The 25,587-nt window shown below is 64.8% G+C and carries 22 protein-coding genes and 1 tRNA gene; 11 read left to right on the top strand and 12 right to left on the bottom strand.

From position 1 onward, the window contains the following. Positions 1-20: 20 nt before the first annotated feature. Positions 21-2,141: a glucans biosynthesis glucosyltransferase MdoH gene (gene mdoH / locus ACTEK7_RS20250; RefSeq protein ID WP_225146798.1), complete on the bottom strand. Its 2,121-nt coding sequence runs from the start codon at positions 2,139-2,141 to the stop codon at positions 21-23. Next, positions 2,129-3,634: a glucan biosynthesis protein G gene (locus tag ACTEK7_RS20245; protein ID WP_225147057.1), complete on the bottom strand. Its 1,506-nt coding sequence runs from the start codon at positions 3,632-3,634 to the stop codon at positions 2,129-2,131. The genes mdoH and ACTEK7_RS20245 overlap by 13 nt, the downstream gene beginning before the upstream one ends. Positions 3,635-3,787: 153 nt before the next feature. Here ACTEK7_RS20245 and ACTEK7_RS20240 point away from each other — a divergent pair, with 153 nt between their 5' ends. Next, positions 3,788-3,925 carry a hypothetical protein gene (locus ACTEK7_RS20240; protein WP_157785121.1) on the top strand — a complete coding sequence of 46 codons (138 nt, stop codon included), beginning with the start codon at positions 3,788-3,790 and terminating at the stop codon, positions 3,923-3,925. Between the two features lie 23 nt (positions 3,926-3,948). Then, positions 3,949-4,773 (top strand): SDR family NAD(P)-dependent oxidoreductase, encoded by an 825-nt coding sequence (locus ACTEK7_RS20235; protein ID WP_225123894.1) that lies wholly within the window; start codon positions 3,949-3,951, stop codon positions 4,771-4,773. Between the two features lie 245 nt (positions 4,774-5,018). Here the strand turns inward: ACTEK7_RS20235 and ACTEK7_RS20230 are convergent, their stop codons facing one another. The 7 genes from ACTEK7_RS20230 to mnmA all read right to left on the bottom strand — a co-directional run bounded on the left by ACTEK7_RS20230 (position 5,019) and on the right by mnmA (position 13,663). Beyond that, complete coding sequence (locus tag ACTEK7_RS20230; RefSeq protein WP_225175043.1) at positions 5,019-6,731, bottom strand: tetratricopeptide repeat protein; 1,713 nt, start codon at positions 6,729-6,731, stop codon at positions 5,019-5,021. Positions 6,732-7,633: 902 nt separating this feature from the next. Then, a complete protein-coding gene (locus ACTEK7_RS20225) occupies positions 7,634-8,335 on the bottom strand; it encodes a DUF2290 domain-containing protein (RefSeq protein WP_225146796.1) in 702 nt (233 codons plus the stop codon). Beyond that, positions 8,328-10,475, bottom strand: coding sequence for a DEAD/DEAH box helicase (locus tag ACTEK7_RS20220; RefSeq protein WP_225146795.1), 2,148 nt, complete (start codon positions 10,473-10,475; stop codon positions 8,328-8,330). The genes ACTEK7_RS20225 and ACTEK7_RS20220 overlap by 8 nt, the downstream gene beginning before the upstream one ends. A gap of 345 nt (positions 10,476-10,820) precedes the next feature. Beyond that, positions 10,821-10,897: transfer RNA gene (locus ACTEK7_RS20215), tRNA-Met, on the bottom strand. Between the two features lie 246 nt (positions 10,898-11,143). Next, positions 11,144-11,497 carry a hypothetical protein gene (locus ACTEK7_RS20210; protein WP_128264088.1) on the bottom strand — a complete coding sequence of 118 codons (354 nt, stop codon included), beginning with the start codon at positions 11,495-11,497 and terminating at the stop codon, positions 11,144-11,146. Between the two features lie 46 nt (positions 11,498-11,543). After that, entirely contained in the window at positions 11,544-12,182 is a 639-nt protein-coding gene (locus ACTEK7_RS20205; protein WP_035999078.1) for a class I SAM-dependent methyltransferase, read from the bottom strand. Between the two features lie 299 nt (positions 12,183-12,481). Beyond that, positions 12,482-13,663: a tRNA 2-thiouridine(34) synthase MnmA gene (gene mnmA / locus ACTEK7_RS20200; protein WP_225146500.1), complete on the bottom strand. Its 1,182-nt coding sequence runs from the start codon at positions 13,661-13,663 to the stop codon at positions 12,482-12,484. Positions 13,664-14,011: 348 nt separating this feature from the next. On the opposite strand from mnmA, the gene ACTEK7_RS20195 reads away from it, so the two are divergent. The 9 genes from ACTEK7_RS20195 (at position 14,012) to ACTEK7_RS20155 (ending at position 23,727) form a co-directional block, all read left to right on the top strand. After that, positions 14,012-15,613, top strand: coding sequence for a flagellar hook-length control protein FliK (locus ACTEK7_RS20195; protein WP_225146499.1), 1,602 nt, complete (start codon positions 14,012-14,014; stop codon positions 15,611-15,613). Between the two features lie 13 nt (positions 15,614-15,626). Beyond that, positions 15,627-16,331 (top strand): flagellar hook assembly protein FlgD, encoded by a 705-nt coding sequence (locus ACTEK7_RS20190; protein ID WP_225146498.1) that lies wholly within the window; start codon positions 15,627-15,629, stop codon positions 16,329-16,331. A 385-nt stretch (positions 16,332-16,716) separates the two neighbouring features. Next, positions 16,717-16,992, top strand: a complete 276-nt coding sequence (gene sciP, locus ACTEK7_RS20185) for a CtrA inhibitor SciP (protein WP_002714638.1) — start codon at positions 16,717-16,719, stop codon at positions 16,990-16,992. A 177-nt stretch (positions 16,993-17,169) separates the two neighbouring features. Then, positions 17,170-18,780 carry a flagellar basal-body MS-ring/collar protein FliF gene (gene fliF, locus ACTEK7_RS20180; RefSeq protein WP_225146497.1) on the top strand — a complete coding sequence of 537 codons (1,611 nt, stop codon included), beginning with the start codon at positions 17,170-17,172 and terminating at the stop codon, positions 18,778-18,780. Positions 18,781-18,812: 32 nt separating this feature from the next. Next, positions 18,813-19,907 (top strand): flagellar motor switch protein FliG, encoded by a 1,095-nt coding sequence (gene fliG, locus ACTEK7_RS20175; RefSeq protein ID WP_035999044.1) that lies wholly within the window; start codon positions 18,813-18,815, stop codon positions 19,905-19,907. Next, positions 19,907-20,530 carry a FliH/SctL family protein gene (locus ACTEK7_RS20170; RefSeq protein ID WP_109142568.1) on the top strand — a complete coding sequence of 208 codons (624 nt, stop codon included), beginning with the start codon at positions 19,907-19,909 and terminating at the stop codon, positions 20,528-20,530. The genes fliG and ACTEK7_RS20170 overlap by 1 nt, the downstream gene beginning before the upstream one ends. A gap of 3 nt (positions 20,531-20,533) precedes the next feature. After that, positions 20,534-20,884 (top strand): flagellar motor switch protein FliN, encoded by a 351-nt coding sequence (fliN, locus tag ACTEK7_RS20165; protein WP_035704875.1) that lies wholly within the window; start codon positions 20,534-20,536, stop codon positions 20,882-20,884. Between the two features lie 51 nt (positions 20,885-20,935). Next, positions 20,936-22,321, top strand: a complete 1,386-nt coding sequence (gene flbD / locus ACTEK7_RS20160) for a sigma-54-dependent transcriptional regulator FlbD (RefSeq protein WP_035999037.1) — start codon at positions 20,936-20,938, stop codon at positions 22,319-22,321. Positions 22,322-22,578: 257 nt separating this feature from the next. Next, on the top strand, positions 22,579-23,727 hold the full coding sequence (locus ACTEK7_RS20155) for a M20 family metallopeptidase (protein ID WP_225146496.1): 1,149 nt from the start codon (positions 22,579-22,581) through the stop codon (positions 23,725-23,727). 132 nt (positions 23,728-23,859) lie between these two features. Here the strand turns inward: ACTEK7_RS20155 and ACTEK7_RS20150 are convergent, their stop codons facing one another. From ACTEK7_RS20150 to ACTEK7_RS20140, 3 genes are all read right to left on the bottom strand, one after another. Further along, positions 23,860-24,015, bottom strand: coding sequence for a hypothetical protein (locus ACTEK7_RS20150; RefSeq protein WP_225146495.1), 156 nt, complete (start codon positions 24,013-24,015; stop codon positions 23,860-23,862). A gap of 95 nt (positions 24,016-24,110) precedes the next feature. Next, entirely contained in the window at positions 24,111-24,692 is a 582-nt protein-coding gene (locus tag ACTEK7_RS20145; RefSeq protein WP_225146494.1) for a flavin reductase family protein, read from the bottom strand. A 34-nt stretch (positions 24,693-24,726) separates the two neighbouring features. Then, the gene (locus ACTEK7_RS20140) at positions 24,727-25,575 is read right to left on the bottom strand and encodes an ATP-binding cassette domain-containing protein (protein ID WP_225146493.1); all 849 of its coding nucleotides are present in this window, start codon (positions 25,573-25,575) and stop codon (positions 24,727-24,729) included. Positions 25,576-25,587 lie beyond the last annotated feature (12 nt).

Raw genomic sequence — 25,587 nt, 5'->3', positions numbered from 1 at the left:
GACAGATCCAGGCCGCAGCTTCATCGCTTCTGCAACACGCTGGAAAGCGCCGGACCGTCGTTCAAGATCGAGAAGATTTCCCGCGAGGATAGATGCTCTGCGGCCTCCTCGAAAGTTTCGCTTGCATCGACCTTGGCACGGCCGACCGCCAGGTTGGCGTCGACCGTATCGGGCCTGGTGGCGCGAGGAGGCAGCAACTGCGCGAGGTGGAAGGCCAGGAGCGCGGGGTCTTGGCGCAGCTCCACCAAGGCGGGGCTGCCCCCTACGTCTGCCGACGCGCTGAGTTCGTTCGCTCGCCGCAGCACGGAAGGCGGCTCTCGTTCTTCGGGAGTAACAAACAATCTTCCGGAGGCGGGCATGGCGGTCAGCGCGCCTATGGGAACGGCGAACAGCAGCCCAACGATGACCGGCGACATCCAAAGCAGAAGGGGCACCGAAACCGCGTACGCGCTTGCGGCCATCGCAACGCCGCACAGGGTTGGAATGCCGTACTTCCGATAGAGTTCGCGGCGCTCCACCGTGCCGTCGTCGCGCCTCTGGGTCTGCCAGCCGGCATCGCGGCCGGCCAGAATCTCGACGACGGCGATCGACTGAAAGATCATCATCACCGGCGCCATCAGCGCGGACACGACGATCTCTGCGAGAACTCCGGCCGAAGCACGCAACGCGCCGCCGAACTGGCGTCTCACCGAGCCGCGCATCCAAACGAGCACGAGGCTGAGCAGCTTCGGCAACAGCAGCAGACCCATCGTGGCGACGAACACCCAGATGGCGAGCACGGGATCCTGGGCCGGCCACGTCGGAAACAACGAGAAACCCTTCGGAAAATACTCCGGCCGCACGAAGCGGGCCTGCAGCGAGATCAACATTCCCAGCAAGAGGAACAGCAGCCAGAGGGGCGCCGTCAGATATGCCCCTATCCCCACCATGAAATGCACGCGCGAGACCCAGTGGAGACCCCGCGCAGGCACGACGGCGAGATGCTGAAGATTGCCCTGACACCAGCGCCGGTCGCGCGCCGCGAAATCGAGCAGCGACGGCGGCACCTCTTCGTAGCTTCCGCCGAGCGCCGGCAGCATGTAGATGCCCCACCCGGCGCGCCGCATTAGCGCTGCCTCGACGAAATCATGGCTGAGGATGTGCCCGCCGAACGGCTTGCGCCCGCGCAACTGCGGCAGCGCAGCCGATTCCGCGAACGCCTTCACCCGGATGATCGCGTTGTGGCCCCAGTAATTGCCTTCCGAGCCGTGCCACCAGGCGACGCCAGCGGCGATCATCGGTCCGTACAGGCGGCCCGCGAATTGCTGGACTCGGCTGAACAGGCTTCGCGCGTTGACGACCATGGGGAGCGTCTGGACGAGGCCGGCGCTCGGATTGCTCTCCATGGCATGGACCAGTCGGACGATGGTCTGCCCGCTCATGAGACTGTCGGCGTCGAGCACGATCATGAAGTCGTAGGCGCCGCCGAACCGCGTGATCCACTCGGAGATGTTGCCGGCTTTCCGAGCCGTGTTGTCGGCTCGATGACGATAGTACAGCCTTGGCGTTCCGACGGCTTGTCGCAGCACGAGGAGCGCTTTTTCCTCGGCGACCCAGATGTCGGGATCGGTGCTGTCGCTCAGAACGTACCAGTCGAACAGCCTTCCTTGGGAGGTCGTCTCCAAGGATTCGATGATCGCGCGAAGCCGCGCCGTCAATCGGTGCGGATCTTCATTGTAGGTGGGAAGCAGCATGGCGGTGCGGCTTGCGATCGCAGGCAACTCCGCCTCTGGCGCGAGGGCGCCTGGGCGATGGGCCAGCAGCACGAAGAAGCCGGCCAGCGCGGAGGCGAACGAGAAGGCGACCCAGGCGAGCAAGACCAGGAAGAGCGCCAGCACCATGGCTTCAAGGACGGTGACGCCGCCGACCTGCAGCACGCGATACATCTCATATCCGCCGGCCCCCGTGAGCGCCGCCGTCGAGAGCAGGATGAGGCCGCGCCGCCAGGCCATTGCGGGGGCAGCCGGCGCAGGAATACGGTCGGGTACCAGGCTTTTTCCGAGGTCGCCAGGAGCCATCGGAAGGGGGGCCTCCGTCGGCAGCAGGCGCTGGGTCGCGATATCGCCGGCAATCGGCCGCGGTGCAGTGCTCAGGGTGCCCATCGGTAGACCCAGATTTCCGACAAGGGCTTGTCGCCTTCTGCCAGAAATGCCCGCAGCTCGATCGGCTCGCTTTTCACCTGGCACTGGAAGCTGAGCCGCCACCCACCGGTGTAGGGATTAGGCTGCGTGACGATGTTCTTCACCTCAGACTTCCCCGCCGACACCACGCCTTTGACAGCGGCAGGATCGACGCCCTTGAGGTTGTCGCCATGCAGATCGAGCACGAACAGGCGCGCATCTCCGCCCCTCGCCCCTATCCCGCTTCGCGTGAATCTGGCCAGGGAATGCGGCTTCGGGCTATCCGGCCCCCAATGCAGCCGATAGGTGTAGTTGTGTTCGCCCTTGGCCTGGAGCGGGCTTTTCGGGCGCCAGAATGCGGCAATGTTGTCGTGGATCTCCTCCTTGGTCGGGATCTCGAACAGCACGACGCCGCCCTCGCCCCAATCGCCGATCGGCTCCATCCAGAGACTTGGACGTTTTTCGAAACTGGATTCGATGTCCTGGTAGGCGAAGAAGTTTCTTTCCCGCTGCATCAGCCCGAAGCCACGCGGATTGAGATCCTGGAAGGTGCTGATCTGGAGATCGCGGGGATTGCTGAGCGGCCGCCAGAGGCTTTCGCCCTTCCCGTTGAAGATCGCAAGGCCATCGGAATCGTGGACGGAGGGGCGGAAATCGTCGATGTCGTTGCGGTCGTTCGGACCATAAAAGAACATGCTGGTCATGGGCGCGAGCCCGGCCCGCTGCATCTCGACGCGCGGGTAGACCGACATCTCGACGTCGAAGACCGTCGTCTCCCCGGGGCGCACGGTGAACCGGTAGCTCGCGGTGCAGCTCCTGCTGTCGAGCAGAGCATGAATCACCAACGAGGTCGCACCCGGCGCCGGCCGTTCGAGCCAGAACGTCTTGAAGAGCGGAAATTCCTCGCCCTTGGCTTCGCCCGTATCGATCGACAGCCCCCTCGCGGAAAGCCCGTAGGTCTGCCCCTTGGCCACGGCGCGGAAATAGCTCGCACCTAGGAAGACGCAGACCTCGTCGTAATAGTCGGGACGGTTCATCGGCGCATGGATGCGGAAGCCCGCGAACCCGAGATCGCTGTCCTCGAACGGCGGGACCTTCTCGCCGAAGGAGAAGTCCGCCTTGCGGTACTTGAGCTCGGATGCCTTTCCGTCCGCGACCTCGAAGATGTTCACTCTGTTCTTGTAGAAGAAGCCGCGGTGAAAAAACTGCGCTTCGAACGGAAGATTCTTGCCGCGCCAGAGCGCCCGCTCGGGCAAAAAGCGGATCGAACGATACTGATCGTAGTCCAGGTCCTTCAATCCGCCCGGGAGCTTCTCGTCCGGCGCCTCGTACGGCTTGCCCGCCAGCCTCCGCGCCAGGTCCCTCACGGTGGACGGCCCGAAAATGTCATCCGAAGGGGCGGCCAGACTGCATCGGGAAGCAAGCAGCAACGCCGGCAGCACTGCCGACCCTTGAACAAGCTGGCGTCGGTTCACGTGCTCTCCCCGATCGTTACTGCTGCCCCGGCCAAGCAAACGACCATCACGCCCACGAGTTCCAGCCGGTCCGGCGCCCAACTCGAGGAGCGGCCAAATAGAGGTAAGCTAAATGCCCAAACCGGATGAAATTCGCCGTCCGGCAGTGTCTCTGTGCGAACGCGTGCCATCGAGGGCGCCAGCGCCGTCTTCAAGATCCAGGACATGCCCAAGCCGGTGCTCCGCACGCGGGTGGCGCCGATGTGCCTGGTGCAAGCGCTGGCGATCGGCTTCAATGTCGCAGCTGAGTGACATTTCATAGCAGGAAGAGGATCATGGCATCGCCTGACAGGACGAGGATTTTGGCTGGGCAGGTGGCCCTGGTGACCGGCGCAGGGCGAGGGCTCGGCCGCGCCTTTGCGGAAAAGCTCGCCGCGCTCGGTGCCAGCGTCGCGATACACGGCATGCGCGAGAACGGACCGGCCGAATATGGCGAGGGCACCACGCTCACTGCCGTTGCCGCGGAGATCAGCCGAGAATTCGGCGTGAGCACCGTACGCGTGCTTGGCGATCTCACCAGGACCAACGATATCTCGCGGGTGATTGCCGAAACCGAGGCCGCTCTCGGGCCGATCGACATCCTCGTGCACAATGCGGGCGGCGATATCGCGGCTGCGGGTGGCAAGCCCGATCCGAACGATGCCGTGAACATCAAGGAAGCCGACATACGGGCCGTGCTGGAGCGGAACCTGCTCTCGACCATCCTGACCTGCCAGGCGGTCGCGAAGGGCATGATGGAGCGGCGGCGCGGCCGCATCGTCACGCTCGGCTCGGTCGCCGCCTTCAAGGGCCGCACCAACGGCTCGATCTATGCGGTGGCGAAGGCCGGCGTGACGCATTACACGCGTTGTCTTGCCGACCAGCTCCGTGCCTACGACATCGCCGTCAACTGCATCGCGCCAGGTGACACCCGCACCGGCCGATTTCTTGGCACCCGAGCGGTCGACCCCAACCGGATGGTCGAGACCGGGACGCTCGACCGCATCGCCACCGTCGACGAGGTCGCGCGCGTGGTCGAGTTTTTTGCAGGACCCATGGGTGCCTTCGTCTCGGGCCAGGTGTTGCGGATCGACGGCGGTGGACAGGCGTGGCCGGCGTGAGCGGCCGAAAATGTCACCATGTCGCAAGTCCGATTGTCGGGCACGGATGCGTGACCCGCGGACAGGGCCCTTGCGCCGATGGACCAGGGGGCAACATGCCTCCGACAGGCGCCACTCATTGCAGGCGACCTAGCAGCGCCGTTCGTCCGCGCAAGGATGAGCCGGGATGGGCGGGGTGTACGATATTCCGAAATTCGGCTCAATACCGTGAATTTTGGCCCGCGCGACAGCCAAAGCCTTCCGTTTCATTTCCCGGCAACGAAGTAAAAATCCTGCCGGCCCGAGACCGATCCGTAGCTGAACGGTTTTTGTGCACGATTGGTCGCCTCCATGACGTCGTCACGCACGACGTCGAACAGCCGGCGCACCTCGAGACCGGGCTTGCGCATATTGTTGACGAACGCCGTGGCGAACGGGCTGTTCCTGCCCTCTCCGTCGAGCGCCATCTCTCCGTCCTTGGCGGCATACACCACCAGCGTGCCCGCCTCGGGCTCGATCGCCGCAAGGCCGCGCGACACCGAACGCGACGCCAGCGTCATGGTACGCTTCATCTGGTTGGCGAAGGGATTGTCGCGGCAGGCATCGAGGACGATGAGGCGCAGCCGCTTGGCGCGTTCCGCCGCGTTCAACACCTGGTCCAGCGCCACGGCTTCGAAGCTGACGTCGCGGTCGGAGGCGATCTTCGCGTCGATCGGGATCAGGTAGTTGACGCCGCCGACCTCCATGCCGTGACCGGCGTAATACACCATCGCCCAGTCGGCGATTTCCGCCTGCCTTGCAAAGTCGCGCAGCGCCGCGGTCAACGCATCCTTGCGCAGATCGGTCAGCAGCGTGACGGATTCGAATCCGGTGAGCCTGAGCGTTTCGGCGACGAGCGCCGCATCGCGCGCCGGATTGGCGAGCGCTGCGACATTCTCATAAGCGGAGTTTCCGACCACGAGCGCGATGCGCCTGTCATTTCTATTTGACGGTCCCGGCAGCGCGATGACCGACGTGGTGGTGGCGGGAACGGTCTTGATGGACGTATCGTCCAGCGCGGCGAGGCGTTCGCGCGCCTTGTCCATCGCCCATTTCGCGCTGTCGTACTTCTGCAGGGCAGCCAGAGCTGCGTTGAAGTCGGCGCGGGCCTTTGCGACCTCGCCCAGCTTCTCGAACACCATTCCGCGGTTTACCAGCGCGCTCTGATGTTGCGGATCATTGCGCAGCGACTCATTGAAATCGGCGAGGGCTTGATCGTACCTGCCCTGAAGGAGATAGATGTCGCCGCGGTTGTTGTAGGCCAGCGTCGTCCTCGGCAAAAGCCGGATCGCCTCGCTGAAATCGGCCACGGCACGCTCGGACTGGCCGGTGTCCCGATAGGACAGTCCGCGATTGTTGAACGCATAGCCGTAGGTCGGGTCAATGCGAATGACCTCGGAGTATTCAGCGATCGCCCGGGTGTGGTCGCCCTTGCCGGCATAGAGCCGCCCTCGATTGAAGTAGGCGAACTTGAACCTCGGATTGATGCGGATCGCTGCGTTGTAATCCGAAAGCGCGCGCCCGGAATCACCTGCTGCGGCATAGGCCATGCCGCGGTCGTTCAAGGCGTTCAGATTGTTTGCATCGAGCCGGATCGACTGGGTCAGGTCGGCAATGGCCCGATCCACCTCGTTCCGGCGAAGCAGGGCGGCGCCGCGATGCTGCCAGGCAAGCGCGTATTTCGGATCGATGCGGATGGCCTCGCTGAAATCGGAGATTGCGCGATCGTAGTCGCCCTTGTCGCCATATTCGGCACCGCGATTGTCGAACGCCACGGCGTCGCGCCCGCCGCTCTTTGCGATCAGCCGCGAGCACGCGGCGATGCGGTCTTCATGGCCGCGCTGCGTGCAGATTGTCCGGTCGTCTGCGGCCGCAAGATCAGCAGCTGCCAGAGAAGCGAAAAAAACGAAACTGAAAACCAGTGCAATCCGAATCCGCATGGTCGCCACCCAGCCTCCGAGCCGGCAGTATAGACTGGGGAAGGCGGCCGCGCCTGTGATGGTGATCACAGAACCGTCGGTTGCCAAAGCTCGGAGCGGGGCATCAACATCACGCAGATGCGGCGGCGCGCCGCGGTCACCCCCGCCCACACTTGCCATTCGCCAACCAGCCTCGATTCCAAATGCCGGACGCAGTTCCGCGTTCTCGCGGCTGAATTCGCCCGAGCTTTGCCTGGTCGCTCCACCCTCTTGAGCCAAGAGGGCACAGGGAAGGCCGGGTGCTGACAACGCACCCGCGGTCCGCTGCGCCAAATGCACACGCAGGAAGAACCGCACAGCAGCATACAGGTGGTGCCGATCACTCGGCCTTCCCTGCGCGATGGTCGGACGGCTTATGCCGCGCTCTCCCGGGAGCCGAGTTCCTTCTGGCCTCCCTCGCCCCCGCGGAATTCACCGGCACCCGCGCCGGTTGACGCGAATGCCGCCTCCGCAAGAGCTTGACCGTAGCAACGACGGCCAGGACCACACGGTTTTGCCGTACGCACGGCCCGCCATTTCGCCCGCAGTATTTCCAGCTCCGTCGACGAAGCCGGAAACTTACAGACGAGACGAGACCTAGCAGCGCCGTTCGTCCGCGCGCGGCCGCGAGCTCACCGGGGACTACCCTCCCTGCCCGCTACCCTTCGCGCCCGACGCTGCCGCGTCCACCGCAAGCCCGGCTCGCGATCAAGACGACGACGCGATCGCCCCTCAGGATGAGCCGGGATGAGCGAGGTGTACGATATTTCCGAATTTCGGTAAAGGTGAATATTTTTGCGGGGAGGGGTTGACGGGGTGCGAAACAGGAGGCCTTCCCAGACCTTACAGCTGTGGGCCGACACCCATGTTTCGACGTTATGACCTCAGATAAAATAAAAGCGCTTGCCTTCGGCCTCGGAAAACTCGTCGTCGTAGAGCATCCTGCACTCTGTTCTTGCCGCCTCCAGCACCTGGTCTAGCGTGAGTTCTTTGTCACCACTCTTAATCGTATCCGCCTGCCCCCAGAAATCGAGGTAGAACAGGCGAAAGATCAAAAGAGCAAAGGCATGGGCGGTGAGATGTCTCCGAACTGGCCACCGGTTCTCCCCATGGAAGCCTAAGTGCATATGCGAACATGGGTGTGTGGCCTGGACGTACTGAAGTTTCGAATATTCGTAACGAACTAGCGGGGGATGTTGTGGACGCCTGATATCAGAGATCCGATGTAGAAATTCGTCCATGTCTATAATGCCCTCGGCGACGAACTCGTGCATTTCCTTCAATTCCGACAAAGCGTCGCGCGAGGCCCCGAGGAACGGATTGGGATAATACGCGTAACGAACGCCATCCAAGCTGCCGATTCCGAATTGGAAGAAGGAAAAATCCTTCAGAAGAATGTTGTATTGGCTATCGCGCAATCCCGTAAGGTAGAGCTCTTCGTAAGAAGCTACCGGATTGACCGCGAGCGTCTTAAAGACATCCGATGCCTCCAGGGCCGTTGGTCCCGAGAAGAGTTCGTCGATCCTTAGGGCCTTTGCGTACATCCAGCACCTGCGGATGTGTGGCACTAAGTCGGCCTTATTCATTTCCAAAGCCCTGCTGGATTTCCTCCTCGATCTCTTCCTCCGAGAAGCCGGCTGCACGAAGTTGCTTGAGATACTGTTCTCGTGCGGCTTTGGCGGCTGCCTGCTTCTTGCTGAAGCCGCGCTGGATCGTTTCGATCTCCTTCAAGTTTGGCATGGTGAAGGTGATGCGAGGAGAGTTCGCGACCGCCGTGCGTAGCTCGGCGATGATGGGCGCTGCTCCCGGCGCGATGCCGCTGACGCGCAGCCAAGCCTTCGATCTTGTGAAGGCGGTGAATATCTTGTTGCGACCGTCCCTGAGTTTTGTGTCAACAGCATCGATCCCGACCGCAACGACTGCCGCTGCTTCATTGCCTTTGGCGCGATAAACCGTGGAAAGCGTGACTTTCCCAGCGATCGTGAACGGGGGCTCGTTGTATGGATCAGCGATGACGTTGTTAGAAGAGATACTCGCGTCGGACAGCTTCTCTGCAATTCTTCGTAAGTAATTGCGCGCGTTCCGGTCGTCGAGCGCAATGACGAGCAACTCTTCTGGCTGAAGGCCGCCGGAGATGAACGAGCGGATTTGGCTTACGGCCCATTCGATCTCTCTTTCGAAATCCGTTGCCACTGACGCGTCGATGGTAGGGAAGCCTTGCAGCTCCGCAACACTTAACGGACTATTCCGGTCCGGCCGCACAATCACCACGGGATGCCCCGTCTTTAGGGGCCCCGTCACAACCTGATAGCCGACGTCCTCCCAATGCTCCGCGCTCTCGAGCATCTGAACGATATTGCCGTAAACGCCGAAGCCCAGCGCGTGCGCAGCGACCAAAACGTCCCGTTGATTCCGGTAAGCTTTGCTGAGTACCGCGTCGTTCGTGGCGCCAGGCGGTAGTTGAGCCGCTGTGCGGTCGAGGTCGACCAGCGGTACGCCGTCAGGACCGCGGCCGAACAACTCTATCGGCTGGCGGATCTTCACGTTCATGATGTCTTGAAGCTCGTCGTAGGCCCAAACGACGGACTTCTTGTCGCGATCTCCCTTGGCCAGTTGAAAGGCAAGTCGATAGAAGCTGTCGGGAAAGTCCTGACCTTCATCGATTAGGACGTGGTCGTAGAATGGTTTGACGACGCCGCTGTTGATGAGGTCAGCACACGCCGCACCGAACGCAGTCTCGCCGCGTCCGGCGCGCCGCTGCGCCTCTGGCAGTCGGAGCGGCGTTCTCCCGCTTCGCGCGCACGCGTCCGAGTAGACGCCCGGGATCGTACTTCCTCCCCAGCCGTGCCGAATGTGCACGTGCTTCCAATCAGGATCGCTGTCCGAATAGAGCCGGTAAAATCTTGTGACCAGCGTCTTAATGGTCGCACGCAAACTCCTGGTGTAGAACGTGATTAGGATCACGGCTTCCGGATCGACAAGATGGATGTGGGCGGCTTTCATCGCCAGGATCACGGTCTTACCTGATCCCGCGAGCCCCCTGATCCGTGCAGGGCCACCGACATCGACCAGGGCGATGTGACGCTGCTTCTCGTCGAAGTTAGTAATTTCGCTTTCGAGTCTGGCCAGCGCGGCAGCAAGCGGCTGGCGGCCGGGGTCTTCGACCGAACGTCGGGTGGGCCTGCTTAGCGCCTTGGCACCCTCGACCACGGAACGGACCTCGGCCATGGCCGAGGGTCCCAGAGTTTCGCCGCGATTGTCCCTGAGAAAGCTAGCAAGCGCCTCCAGACTGCCGCAAATCGTCGACTCGACGTCGTCATTGAACTCGCCGGGCGAAGTACCGGGACTTAGAAATATGACTGGATGGATATCAACGATCGAACCAGTCCGACCTTTGCGCAACTCGCGACTGCGGATGAGCCTAGAGTGGAGATTGCTGACGAAATCGTCCAGGGCAACATCCATCTCGCGGATATTTTCGCGCGACCGCTGAAAGATGCCAGGCTCGAATGCACGGATGGCGACGAACCCATGCGACGGCGACAACAGCAGAATATCTGGCCTGAAGACCGATGCCTCGTAATCAGCGTAAGCAGGAAAGTCGTAATACACCACCCCATCCGACAACCCGAGGTCTGCCTGATGCTCATCAAGAAAGCCAACTAACGACCGAGAAGTGGGGTCGTTCTTCCAACGGCTCGTGGTAACTACGATGTCTAGGGCCATGCTAGGCTCGCTCTGGTGTTACATACCCCTGATAGCCTAGCGGGTTGCTTGGTCAAAGGGGCGACTTGCAATCGTTCTCGCTGTAGCTCGGTAGATCGACAACGTCCGCGACGATGACCGTGGTGTCGCGATCAACTGTGAGTGGATCGGCAGGCGTGATACGATAAGGTCCATCTCCCCTCGCGTTCGGTTGATGGCGTCGCTTCAGGCTATCGAGAAGCGCCGATGCGTCGCCGGACGCGACCAGAATCGATTAACGCTGTTTCCGGATGAATCAAAGAGACATGCCCTCGCGTCGAAACGTCCTCAGGCCAAGTCTGGAAAACCAAGGTGTTACGCTGGTTTTGGTAGCGGGGGAGGGACTCGAACCCCCGACCCCAGGATTATGATTCCCGTGCTCTAACCAGCTGAGCTACCCCGCCACAGGGATCGCGGCGGCGAACAAGGCCGATCTCGCGAACGCGCGGCATATAAGGAAGGGGGCGGGGGTAAGTCAATCCGCCTTCGCTAAAGCTTCGGCGCGACAAGCCCGCTTCGGCACGATTTCTCACCAGAATTTGCGATTTTTTACGGGGCCGGACTCGTGGATGGTGTCCCCTCACCCGGAATCCGCGCATCGCGCGGATTCCGGCCTCTCCCCGGCGGGGAGAGGCGAAGGGAAGCGTCCCTTATTTCGGCCTCACATTGGGGTCGCCGCCGGGGCTGCCGGGGGGCGGGATCACCGGGGTGTTGCTGTCGGTGCTGGGGGCGGGGGCGTGCATGTCGGGATCGACGCCCGCGGGCGGGCAGAGCACGCCGTCCGTCTTGGCGAGCTTGTCGCCGAGCGGTTCCCGGGACTGGCCGGTGGTGGTGCCGTCCGGCGTCGTGGCCAGCCGGTCGGATGGGGCACAGCCGGCGGCGCGTTGTGGGGATGGCGGCGCGGTCGCTTGCGGCGGCGTCGCCGGGGCGGGCGGGGCCTGCGCGATCGCGCTGCCAGAGGCGGCGATCAGGAGGCCCGCAAGAATGAGGTTTGTCGTGCGCATGGGAAGGAAACGCGCGCGCGAGGCCCCCTGTTCCCGCAGGTGGCAATCACGATTTGCGGTAGCGGATCAGCGAGAAATGGCCCATCGGCGGCATGGGGCGGCGCTCGGTGAGCGCGACGCCGCCGTGCCTTGCGGCCCAGCCCTCGAGGCGCGCCCACGGGAATTCCGGGCGCCAGCCGAGGCGGCGGGCGATGGGCGCGAAAGCGAGCTCGAACAGCTTGCGAGGGCCGCTCTCCGCACCGATGTGGTTGACCAGGATCAGCTCGCCGCCTGACTTAAGCACGCGCATGAACTCGTCGAGCGTGCCTTCGGGATCGGGCACGGCGGTGATGACATATTGCGCCACCACCGCGTCGAAGAAATTGTCGGGGAAGGCGAGGTTCTTCGCATCCATCACCGAGAGCACTTCGACGTTGGAGAGGCGGAGCGAGCGCACGCGCGCCTGCGCCTTGCGCAGCATCGGCTCGGAGATGTCGACGCCGCAGACCTTGGTGGTGCGCGCGTATTCGGAGAGCGAAAGACCGGTGCCGACGCCGACGTCGAGGACGCGGCCGCCGATGCGGTCGGCCTCCGCGATGGTCGACTGCCGGCCGGCGTCGAACACCTTGCCGAATACGAGATCATAGACCGGCGCCCAGCGGCCATAGGCCTTCTCGACCCCGGCCCGCGAGATGTCTGCTGCCATGCCCCCTGCCCTTGCGCGTTTCTAGAGTGTGATGCGTGTTGGTGAAATCGATGCCGGCTCCGCGCGCGGTCTAGCGCCTCTCCCGCTTGCGGGAGAGGTCGACACGCTCGCAAGAGCGTGGCGGGTGAGGGCTTTTTCATGTCGCGATATATCGCGTGTGGAGAGAGCCCTCTCCCGTAGCCGATGCTTCGCATCGGCGTCCAACTTCAGAACGGCCGCCAAGGGCGGCCTGTGCCTCTCCCGCAGGCGGGAGAGGGGGCGCACTTCCGGTGTCGCGAGAGTGCGATCCAATTTCATGATCAGCCGCGCACGGCTTCCGCGAGCGGGCGCGATGTGCCCGTGCCGACCTTGGCCGCGGCGCTCTGGATGAAGCCGCCGCCGAGCACGCGGGCCTGGCCGCTAGGTGCGTCGTAGAACACGCAGGCCTGTCCCGGCGAGACGCCCTCTTCGCCGGCGACGAGCTCGACCTCGTAACGGCCATTGCTGCCGCGCAGCCAGGCCGGCTGGGGGCTTCGGGTGGAGCGCACGCGCACGAACATCTCAAGGCCGCCTCCGATGGCGCGGTCGATGTCGCCGTCGCCGATCCAGTTGACGTCGCGAAGTGCGATGCGGTGCATCTTCAGCGCCTCGCGCGGGCCGACCACGACGCGGCGGGTCGCCGCGTCCAGCCGCACCACGAACAGCGGCGAGCCTGAGGCGATGCCGAGGCCGCGGCGCTGGCCGACGGTGAAGTTGGCGATGCCGTTGTGCCGGCCGAGCACGCGGCCCTCGAGATCGACGATGTCGCCGGGGTCCATCGCATTGGGGCGCAGGCGCGTGATGATGTCGGTGTAGCGGCCCGTCGGCACGAAGCAGATGTCCTGGCTGTCGTGCTTGTCGGCGACCGCAAGGCCAAAGCGGCGCGCGAGCTCGCGCGTCTCGGGCTTGGTCATGTCGCCGAGCGGAAAGCGCAGGAAGTCGAGCTGTTCCTGCGTGGTCGCGAACAGGAAATAGCTCTGGTCGCGATCGGCGTCAGCCGCACAGACCAGCGCGCGTGAGCCGTCGCCCCGGCGGCGCGAGGCGACGTAATGGCCGGTGGCGAGCGCCTGGGCGCCGAGCTCGCGGGCGGTCTTCAACAGGTCGCGGAATTTGACGCTGCGGTTGCACTCGATGCAGGGCACCGGCGTTTCGCCAAGGGCATAAGAATCGGCGAAATTGTCGATGACGGACTCGCGGAAGCGGTCCTCGTAGTCGAGCACGTAATGGGGAATGCCGAGCTTGGCGGCGACGTCGCGGGCGTCGTGGATGTCCTGGCCGGCGCAACAGGCGCCCTTGCGGTGGGTGGCCGCGCCATGGTCGTAGAGCTGCAGCGTGATGCCGACGACGTCGTAGCCCTCAGCCTTCAAGAGCGCAGCCGTCGTCGAGGAATCGACGCCGCCCGACATGGCAACGACGACCCTGGTGTCCTCGGGACGGCCTTCGAGATCCAGACTGTTGAGCATGGGCCCTGGAGCGTTGTGACGGCGGCGACGCGCGATCCGCGATTTGCTTTCTCGGGGGGACGGCGGCGATCCCCCGGAACCTTGGTTCCCGAAGAGCACGACTGCCCAAGTCGAAAGCGGCTGAGAGTAGCCTCTTTAATATAGGGGGCATTCCGGTGAAGCAATCACGCGAGCCCCCCGCTTAGGGCAATTCTTGCCGGGGCGGCAGAAATGACGGGGGCGCAGCCGGCTGGCCGGCGATGGACCCACATCATCAAGGTATTGATTACATTGATGAAATCGACGCCTTAGGTGGCTGGCCCGCTCCTTGCTCCCTCTTGATGCGAAGTTGCTTGCAAGGGGTTGCCTGTGGTCGGTCGGATGTCAGATGTCGTGGCAAGCGTGCAAATCCAGAGCGCGCAGCAGAAGCCTGCCCGGTCGCAAGCCCCGAAGGACACGCCCGCGAGCGAGGCTTTCGGCTCGCTGGTCGACAGCAACACGCAGGCCATCGGCAACAACGCGCCGGCGCAGGACACCGCACCGCGCCGGAGCGAGCAGACCTCGTCCTCCCCGGCGGCCGAGCGGCCGTCGCGCGACACCTCGTCCACGGACCAGGCTTCGCAGAGCAAGGCGAGCGACGACACCGACCCATCTGCGCCGGCGGAGAATGACAGGGGCGAGGCGTCCAGCGATCCGGCCAGGGACGCCGGCAAGGTCAAGGACAAGTCCGAGACGGCGGACGCCAAATCGGCCGACAAATCCGACGAGACCGAGAGCGACGCGACTGATGGCACCGAGGTCCTCACGGCCGCCGTCGAGGCGGCTGCCGCCGCGCCGTCCGCTACGACCCAGACCGCCCTGCCCGACCCCGGCATCATCGTTGCCGCGCCGGTCGTTCCGGTCGACCAGAATGCAGCTGCGAACCAGGCTGGCGATGCCGCAGCCGCGCCGCTCGCGATCGCCGCGGCAGGTCTTGCCGCCAGCGCCTCCATCGCGGCCCAGATCGCCGGCACCAAGACCGATACCGCCACGGCGAGCGCCAAGGCCGCAGGCGCCGAGGTCGATGCCGAGACCACGACGACGCTCGGCGAGGCCGCCGCCGGCACGACCGAGACCGCCTCGACCGAAGCAAAAGCTGGTGGCGGACTGATCGCCGCGGTCAGCCAGGGCACGCCCAAGACTGCGTTCAAGGATGCCGCCACGGTGCAGGCCCAGACCGACATCTCAAATATCGGCCAGGACACCGGCAAGACGAACCTCGCCACGGCGCAGGCACCCGCCAGCGCCGCGCATGCGCAAGGCGTCAAGCCGCAGCCCGATAGCGTCGCGACCGACGCCAAGGCGGGCCCCGCCGACCGCGCCGCCGATCCGGCCCAGGGCACGTCGGCCGCGCCGGCGCATGCCGGCCCGCAAGCCACGATCGCTCCGACGGATACCAGCGCACAGGCCGCCTCCGCCGTGCAGGCGCCGCTGACCAATACGACCTCGGCCGCGACAGCATCGACCGCGACGCTCACCGCGACCGCGGCGACCCACACTACGGCGGTGCCGATCAGCGGCATCCCGATCGAGATCGCAGCCGCCATTCGCTCCGGCAAGTCGCGGTTCGACATCAGCCTCGATCCGGCCGAGCTCGGCCGCATCGACGTGCGCATCAACGTCGACCGCGCCGGCAACGTCACCTCGCATCTCACCGTCGAGAAGCCGGAGACGCTGCAGATGCTGCGTCAGGACGCGCCGCAATTGCAGCGCGCGCTCGACGATGCCGGCTTCAAGACCGGCAGCAACGGCCTGTCCTTCAGCCTGCGCGACCAGAATTCATCGGGCCAGCACTCAGGCCAGAACAACGACAATGGCGGCAATGCCCGCCGCCTGATCATCAGCGAGGACGACAGCGTTTCCACGGCGCCCATCGGGCGCGGCTATGGCCGCATGCTCGGATCGAGCAGCGGCGTCGACATCAGAGTGTGAGGAGTATCTGGCAATGACCACCACGAATGCCGCCACTTCGCCCCCGGTCGTCTCCGGGACGACCGACCTGCCGAAATCCTCGTCGAATTCGTCGATGAGCTCGACCACGGGGTCGACGCTCGCCGGCAATTTCCAGACCTTCCTGACCCTGCTGACGACGCAGCTGCAGAACCAGAACCCGCTCGATCCGCTCGACACCAACCAGTTCACCCAGCAGCTGGTGCAGTTCGCCGGCGTCGAGCAGCAGCTCAAGACCAACGAATCGCTGGCCCAGCTCGTCACCCTGCAGCAGACCACGCAGGCGACCCAGGCGCTGGGCTTCGTCGGCAAGACCGCGCTGGTCGACGGCTCGACCGCGACGATGACCAACTCGACGGCTGTCTGGCATCTCAACGTGCCGACCGACTCCACCGTCGAGATCTCCATCGCCAATTCGAGCGGCCAGACCGTGTTCAACGGTAAATATACCGCGGCCGCCGGCAACGACATTCCCTTCACCTGGAACGGGATGGGCAATGACGGCACGCAATGGCCCGACGGCAAGTACACGATCTCGGCCACGGGCAAGGACGTCGCGAACAACAATGTCGGCATCGCCGCGCAGGTGCAGGGCCTGGTGTCGTCGGTCGATCTGACCCAGTCGCCGCCGCTGCTCACCATCGACGGCGCCAGCTACACGCTGAGCCAGGTGAAGAGCATCATTGCGACGAGCAATTGAGGGCGGGCAAGCGAACCACATACGAGATGTCATCCCCGCGAAGGCGGGGATCCATAACCCCAGGAAGTCGTTTTCGCATTAGGTCGTAACCCCGAGTCGTCGTCAAACTGCTCCCTGGGGTTATGGGTCCCGGGCTCGCGCTACGCGCGCCCCGGGACGACGGTTGGGCCTCCGCGGCACCGCGCTCCGACCCTCGTTCGTTAGTAAAGTATTTACCTTCTGCCCCGCTCAGCCGGCCGAGACTGCGTCTTTCGCCCGCCGAGTCGGCCGCGTTCCCGCAACATTCAACGAGAATTGTATTGAACCCTTAGGCTTAGCGGATTTTTAAGCCGCGGGGGTTACGGTTACGGCGTGAGTTCAGTGGTTGAGAGTTTGTGAGTACGCCATGACAGAACCCCATCGCCCGAGGGTAAAATACGTCATCGGGCCGGACGGCAGTCCGTTGACGATCGCGGATCTGCCTGCACCCGGCACCAAACGCTGGGTCATCCGCCGCAAGGCCGAAGTCGTCGCCGCTGTCCGTGGCGGACTTCTCTCCCTGGAGGAGGCCTGCAGCCGTTATACCCTGACGGTCGACGAATTCCTCTCCTGGCAGTTTTCCATCGACCAGCACGGTCTGGCGGGTCTTCGCACCACCCGCATCCAGCAATATCGCCAGTAGGCGATCCGGAATTCTGCGGTCTTTGACGAAAATCGGCCTCGCTTCGCGAGGCCGATTTTTTTCATGATGCACTTTGTCCGACCTCTTAACCTTCGTTAACCATATCGAAACCATCACCTAGGCAATAATTGCCCAGTCGACCGCTCGGTTGCGGGTCGGATTGGTCGGGGCGGTTACTTGCAAGGTCTTGCGGACTTCTTAAAAAGTATCGGTGCCGCCCGGTTCGGGGCGATGATCGCGGTCACCGCCGCGCTCATCGGCTTCTTTGCCTTCGTCATCATGCGTGTCACCACGCCGCAGATGACGACGCTGTTCACGGACCTGTCAGTCGAAGACTCCTCCAGCATCATCAAGGACCTGGAACGCCAGGGCATCCAGTTCGAGATCCGCAATGAGGGCTCCATCATCATGGTGCCCAAGGACAAGGTCACGCGGCTGCGGATGAAGCTCGCCGAGGGCGGCCTGCCCAAGGGCGGCGGCGTCGGCTACGAGGTGTTCGACAAGTCGGACGCGCTCGGCACCACCTCCTTCGTCCAGAACATCAATCATCTGCGCGCGCTCGAGGGCGAGCTCGCCCGCACCATCCGGGCCATCGACCGCATCCAGGCCGCCCGCGTCCATCTGGTGCTGCCCGAGCGCCCGCTGTTCGCCCGCGAGGCGCCGGAGCCGTCGGCCTCGATCGTGGTCCGCGTCCGCGGTGCGCTGGAAGCCCAGCAGATCCGCGCCATCCGCCACCTCGTCGCCTCCGCCGTCAACGGCCTGAAGCCGCAGCGGGTCTCGATCGTCGACGAGGCCGGTCAGCTGCTCGCCGACGGAGCCCAGACCGATCCGGAACAGGCGGTCGGCGAGGAGCGCCGCATCGCCTTCGAGAAGCGGATGCGCAAGCAGGTCGAGGACATCGTCTCCTCCGTGGTCGGCTCGGGCCGCGCCCGCGTGCAGCTCTCCGCCGATTTCGACTTCAACAAGGTCACCCAGACCTCGGACAAGTTCGATCCCGAGGGCCGCGTGCTGCGCTCGAGCCAGACCCGCGAAGAGCAGAGCATGACCGCCGACAACAACGGCCAGGTCACTGTCAACAACGAGCTGCCCGGCAACCAGCAGAACAACGGCGTCGCGGCCAAGGACCAGAGCAAGAAGACCGAAGAGACCAACAATTACGAGATCTCCCGCACCACCAAGACCGAGGTGACCGAGGCCGGCCGGGTCAACCGCATCTCGGTCGCGGTGCTGGTCGACGGCATCTACAGCAAGAACGACAAGGGCGAGCTGGCCTACCAGGACCGCACCAAGGAGCAGCTCGACCGCATCGCCGCGCTGGTGCGCTCGGCGATCGGCTTCGACCAGAAGCGCGGCGACCAGGTCGAGGTCGTCAATCTGCGCTTCGCCGACGCGCCCTCCACTGCCCCGATCGGCGAACCTGGCGGCCTCCTCGGCACGCTGCAGTTCACCAAGGACGACGTCATGTACTTCGTCGAGCTCGGCGTGATGATGCTGCTCGGCCTCGTCGTGCTGTTCCTGGTGATCCGCCCGCTGGTCAAGCGCATTCTCGCCTCCGACGAGGTCGCCGCCGCCATCTCCGGCGTGCTGACGGGCCCAGCCGCCTCGGAAGAGGCCGCGCCGGCCGGCCAGCCGCTGCTGCCGAGCGGCGGCACCAGCGCCATCGACGTCGCCACCATTCAGGGCCAGGTCCACGCCCAGTCCGTTCACCGCGTCGGCGAACTCGCCGAACGCAATCCCAACGAAACCGTCGCAATCATCCGCCAGTGGCTGACTGAGCCGACGAAATAACCAAAGCCAAGTGCATCAAGAAGTGATCTGACATGGCCGCCTCCTTGCAAAACGCCAACTCCAACGACATCACCAGCGTGATCTCCACGCTCGGTCAGCGCGCCGGCAGCCGTGAGGGCGGACCCAAGACCGAAGGTCTGACCGGGCCGAGGCGCGCCGCGATCCTGATGCTGGCGCTCGGCGAGCAATATGGCGGCAAGATCTGGAGCCTGCTCGACGACGACGAGGTCCGCCAGCTCTCACTGGAGATGTCGACGCTCGGCACCGTCGAGGTCGACACCGTCGAGGACATGCTGCTCGAATTCGTCTCGCGCATGTCGGCCTCGGGCGCACTGATGGGCAATTTCGACGCCACCGAGCGGCTGCTCCAGCAATACCTGCCGCCGGAACGCGTCAACGGCATCATGGACGAGATCCGCGGTCCCGCCGGGCGCAACATGTGGGAGAAGCTCTCCAACGTGCAGGAAGAGGTGCTCGCCAACTACCTCAAGAACGAATACCCGCAGACCATCGCCGTGGTGCTGTCGAAGCTGAAGCCGGAGCACGCCGCGCGCGTGCTCGGCATCCTGCCCGAGGAGCTCGCGCTCGACGTCGTCAACCGCATGCTGAAGATGGAGGCGGTGCAGAAGGAGGTGATCGAGAGTGTCGAGAAGACGCTGCGCACCGAATTCATGTCCAACCTGTCGCAGACCCGCCGCCGCGACGCCCACGAGGTCATGGCGGAAATCTTCAACAATTTCGATCGCCAGACCGAAACCCGCTTCATCACCTCTCTGGAAGAGGACAACCGCGAATCCGCCGAGCGCATCAAGGCGCTGATGTTCACCTTCGACGACCTGGTGAAGCTCGATTCCGGCTCCGCCCAGACCTTGATGCGCAACGTCGACAAGGACAAGCTCGGCGTCGCGCTCAAGAGCGCCAACGAGGACGTCCGCAACTTCTTCTTCGGCAACATGTCCTCGCGCGCGGCCAAGATGCTCCAGGACGACATGGCGGCGATGGGCCCCGTGCGCCTGCGCGACGTCGACGAAGCCCAGGCGCTGCTGGTCAATCTCGCCAAGGACCTCGCCGCCAAGGGTGAGATCATGCTGACCAAGAACCGCGCCGACGACGAGCTGGTGTACTGATGGCCGCTCCGGCAAAATTCCTGTTCGATACCGACTTCGCGGCGCCCGAGCGCGCGACGCGCGAGAAGGCCGCGACCGCGGCAGAGATCGCGCAGAAGGTCGCGGAAGCCGAGGCGCGCGCCTATCAGGACGGCTTTGCCGCCGGCCAGCGCGAGGCCAAGGCCGAGAGCGACCGCCGCGTCGCGCTCGCGATGGAAGAGATCAACATCGCCATCCGCGGCGTCGCCGCCGGCATCGGCAACATCGAGACCAGGATGGAGACCGAGGCGGTCGAGGTCGCAATCGCGGTGGCTCGCAAGTTGTGTGCCGACCTCGTCGCCGCCGAGCCGCTCGGCGAGGTCATCGCGCTGGTCAAGGACTGCTTCTCGCATCTGGTCGCGACGCCGCATCTCGTCGTCCGCATCAACGATTCGCTCTACGACAGCGCGCGCGAGAAGATCGAGCGGCTCGCCAAGCAGAGCGGCTTCGAGGGCCGGCTGGTGATCCTGGCCGAGCCGGAAATTGCCACCGGCGACTGCCGGATCGAATGGGCCGATGGCGGCGTCGTGCTGGAGCGCGGCGCCATCGCGGCCAAGATCGACGAAATGGTCGGACGCTATATCGCGTCCCGCAGGGGGAGCTAAACCATGAGCGACACCGACGGACAGGTCCCGCTGCCCGATCTCAACGGCCCGATGCCGCCTGCCGGCACCGACGTCGGCTACAACGAGGACGAATATGCGGCGCGTGCCGCCGCCGACCTCGAGGCGGTGTTCGACGTGCCGGTGCAGGTCTCGGCCGTGCTCGGCCGCTCCAAGATGGACGTCGGCGAGCTCCTGAAGCTCGGACCGGGCACCGTGCTCGAGCTCGACCGGCGCGTCGGCGAGGCCATCGACATCTACGTCAACAACAAGCTGGTCGCCCGCGGCGAGGTCGTCCTGGTCGAGGACAAGCTCGGCGTGACCATGACGGAAATCATCAAGGCCGAACGCGGCTGACACGCAAGGACATGACGCGCGACGGCGCGAGCAGACGGACAGGAGACTGACATGCGGCTTCTCATCGTTGGCACATTGAAGGGCCAGCTCACCACCGCCACCAAGATCGCGATGGAGAACGGCGCCACCGTGACCCATGCCGAGGATCACGAGCAGGCGATGCGCGTGCTGCGCGGGGGCAAGGGCGCCGACCTCCTGCTGGTCGACGTCGCGCTCGACATCCGCGACCTCGTGCTGCGGCTGGAAGCCGAGCACATCCACGCCCCGATCGTCGCCTGCGGCATCACCAACGACGCCCGCGCCGCGGTCGCCGCGATCCATGCCGGGGCCAAGGAATACATCCCGCTGCCGCCGGATCCGGAGCTGATCGCCGCGGTGCTGGCTGCCGTCGCCAACGATTCCCGCGAGCTGGTCTATCGCGACGACGCGATGGCAAAGGTGATCAAGCTCGCCCAGCAGATCGCCGGCTCGGACGCCTCGGTAATGATCACCGGCGAATCCGGCACCGGCAAGGAAGTGCTGGCGCGCTACGTTCACTCCCGCTCGGCCCGGGCCAAGCGTCCGTTCATCTCGATCAACTGCGCCGCCATCCCGGAGCACCTGCTGGAATCCGAGCTGTTCGGCCACGAGAAGGGCGCCTTCACCGGCGCGGTCGCCCGCCGCATCGGCAAGTTCGAGGAGGCGACCGGCGGCACGCTGCTGCTCGACGAAATCTCGGAGATGGACGTTCGCCTGCAATCGAAACTGCTGCGCGCCATCCAGGAGCGTGTGATCGACCGCGTCGGCGGCACCAAGCCGGTTCCGGTCGACATCCGCATCATCGCGACCTCGAACCGCAATCTCGCCGAGGCCGTGCGAGAGGGCACGTTCCGCGAGGACTTGCTGTTCCGCCTCAACGTCGTGAATTTGAAGATCCCGCCGCTGCGCGAGCGTCCCGCCGACATCCTCGAGCTCGCCCAGCACTTCGTGAAGAAATATGCCGACGCCAACGGCGTGCCGCTGCGTCCGCTCTCGGCCGAGGCGCGGCGCGTGCTCTCCGCCAACCGCTGGCAGGGCAACGTCCGCGAGCTCGAAAACACCATGCACCGCGCGGTGCTGATGGCCCAGGGCGACGAGATCGGGCCCGACGCCATCATCACGCCGGACGGCGACCGCCTCGACCTCGCCAAGACCGCCCCGGCCGTGGCGCATGCCACTATGGCCGCCGAGCAGGTGACGCGCGCGCTGGTGGGGCGCACCGTGGCCGATGTCGAGCGCGACCTGATCCTGGAGACGCTGAAGCACTGCCTCGGCAACCGCACCCATGCCGCCAACATCCTCGGCATCTCGATCCGCACGCTGCGCAACAAGCTCAACGAATATGCCGACGGCGGCATCCCGATCCCGCCCGCAGGCACGCCCGGGGAATATCCGCGGATGCCGATGATGGGGGCGTAGACGCCCGCGACCATCGAGCGGACGCGAATGCCCGGGCCAAGTCCGGGCATTTTTCGTTTGGCGCAGGCCGCCACCCCGTCATTGCGAGCGCAGCGAAGCAATCCAGAATCCCTCGGCGGCGACAGACCGGATTGCTTCGCTGCGCTCGCAATGACGAACCTCAAGAGCATCCTTCGCATGACCGAACCGCGCCACGTGACTATGCCATCCGCGCGGCACGCCCTATAACCCCGCCCGAAAACCACGCGAGGGACCACATGTCTGAAGCTCAAATCACGGATTGGCTGGCGTCGCAGAAGCAGGCGATGATCGACCTGCTCCGCGACGTCGTGAACATCGATTCCGGCTCCTACGACAAGGAAGGCGTCGATGCGGTCGGTGCGCGGTTCGAGCGGCATTTTGCCGAGCACGGCATTCCGTTCCGGCGCGAGGCCAACGCCACCTTCGGCGACGCGATCCATGCCGAGGTGGCAAAGCCCGGCAGCAACGAGAAGCCGGTGCTGTTGATGGGACACCGCGATACCGTTTTCGGCAAGGGCGAGGTCGGGCGGCGGCCGTTCACGATCCGCGATGGCCGCGCCTATGGACCCGGTGTCGCCGACATGAAGTCCGGCCTCGTCATGAACGTGTTCGTGGCCACCGCCTTCCACAAGTTCGGCGGCTCACCGCATCCGATCAAGGTGCTGATCACCTCCGACGAGGAGATCGGCTCGCCCTCCTCGCGCCCGGTGATCGAGCGCGAGGGACGCGCAGCCCGCGCGGTGTTCAATTCCGAGCCGGGCCGGCCCACGGGCAACGTCGTCACCGGGCGCAAGGGCGGCATCTTCATGCACATGGCCATCACCGGCAAGGCCGCGCATTCCGGCGCCAACTTCGCCGCCGGCGTCAGCGCCATCGGCGAGCTCGCGCACAAGATCGTCCAGATCCACGCGCTCACCGACCTCGACAAGGGCATCACGCTCAATGTCGGCCTCGTCTCGGGCGGGCAGTCCGTCAACACGACGGCGCCTTACGCGGAAGGGCAGATCGACCTGCGCTATGTCGATCCGGCCGATCGCGCGCGGATCATGAGTGCGATCGAAAAGATCGTCGCGACCTCCTACGTGCCGGGCACCAGCGCGACGCTGTCGATCAAGGGCGAGTTCGTGCCGGTGGTGCAGAGCGCGGACTCGAAGGCGCTGTTCGAAGGCTATCAGGCGGCCGCAAGGCAGGTGGGCCTCACCACGCTGCAGGGCGAGTTCTCCGGCGGCTGCGCCGATTCCGGCTTCACGGCCGCCGTGGGCACGCCGACCATTTGCGGGCTCGGCCCGGTCGGCGGGCTCGCGCACACGCCGGAGGAATATCTGGAGATCGACAGCATCGTGCCGCGCGCGCAGGCGCTGGCGCTGGCGATTTTGCGGGGGTAAACACAGGTGCGTAGGGTGGGTTAGCCCTGCAGATGCGCAAAGCGCATCTGCTCGGCGTAACCCACCTCGTCATTTTCCGTGGAGACAAACAGTGGTGGGTTACGCCTACGGCTAACCCACCCTACGAGACCGTCACGAATAGCTCGGCGCATCCGGCTTGCGGAAGATGTGGATGGGATCGCCCGGCACGATCGGAGAGCCAGAGAACATCGCGTAGGCGTAGAGCGCGAGATAGGCGATCGCGAGCGCACCGACGGCGTAGAAGACAAAGGTAGCCACGCGCTTCATCGTTCCCCTCCATGCGTCCGGCGGGACAGCCGAGGAGCGCTTCTAGAGCGACGAGGCGAAAAAGGCCAGCATTGCGCGAGGCTCGCCGATGGCGATCAAATGCCGCGCCGGCCGCGCGCGGGAAGGCTGACATCGGCCAGCCGGGCCGCGTCTTCGTCCTGGTCGACCGCCACGTACTGGCCATGCCAATAGGCCAGCGCGGCGGTGCGGGTCGAGCTCCTGATGTCCCGGACACGGCCGATGACGATGCCGTGCGAGTGGCGCTCGACGATCTCCTCGACTTCGCAATCGAAGGCCGAGAGCGCGCCGACCAGCAGCGGGACACCAGAGACTGCCGTCACCCACTGGCTGCCTGCAAAGCGATCCGCACCCTTCAGCCCGCCCTTGCCCGCAAAGCGTTCGGCAATGTCGAGTTGGTCAGCATTGAGGATATTCACGCCGAAGGCGCCGTGGCGGCGGATCAGCGGAAAAGACGAGGCGTCGCGGTTGATGCTGACCAGCAGCGTCGGCGGCTCGACCGACAGCGAGGTGACCGAGGTCACCGTCATGCCGGAGATGTCCTTGCCCCGCCCGGCCGTGATGACGCTGACGCCGCCGGTGAGGTGGCGCATGGCGCCGCGGAAATCGGCGGACGAGACGGGAATTTCGGTCATGAGCTCGCGGGGCACTACATTCATGGCGCTACTCCCCGCAAGCGGGGGTTCCCTTTATTTAGGTACGATCGTCCGCCGACAACAGGTGGCTCAGGATCGAGCCTTCGAGCCCGGCAAGCTCGGCCGAGCCGCGCTGGCGCGGCCGGGCGGCGTTAACCGTGACGTCATGGGCGATGCGGCCCTCCTCGATGACGAGCACGCGGTCGGCCAGCGCCACGGCTTCCGAGACATCGTGGGTCACCAGGATCGCGGTAAAGCCCTGATCGCGCCAGACCCGCTCGAGGAGCCGCTGCATCGAGATGCGGGTCAGCGCGTCCAGCGCGCCGAGCGGCTCGTCGAAGGCGAGCACGCGCGCGCGCGAGACCAGCGCGCGGCCGAGCGCGACGCGCTGCTTCTGGCCGCCCGAGAGCACCGAAGGCCATTGGTCGCGCTTGTCGGCGAGGCCGACCTCGATCAGCGCCTTCTCGGCGCGGGCATGCGCATCGCTTGAGGCACGATCGCGGCCGAGGCCGACCTCGACATTGGCGAGCACGCGGGCCCAGGGCAGCAGCCGCGGCTCCTGGAACATCACGCGGATGTCCTCGGGCTGAATATCCTGCCCGAAGCTGATGCTGCCGGCATCGATCTTGTCGAGGCCGGCGATCAGGCGCAGCAAGGTGCTCTTGCCGCAGCCGCTCTTGCCGACGATCGCGACGAACTGGCCGGCGGGAATGTGCAGGTCGATGCCGCGCAGCACCTCGTTGTTACCGAAGGATTTGCGCAAGCCGCGGATGCTGAGCGGCAGGCCGCTGGCCTGAACTCGGTGTTCTTTTTGCCGCTCCTCGCGCACCACGCGGGCGTGTGGGGCGAAAGCGGCGCGGCCGGCGAGCTCGGTCTCGGGAAGAGAGGTACGAAGCGCTGTCTGCATGTGATTCCCAGT

Source organism: Bradyrhizobium sp. JHI2711 (assembly GCF_056156565.1).
The sequence above is the reverse complement of the archived record's forward strand: the minus strand, read 5'-3'. Positions and strand labels throughout refer to the sequence as shown.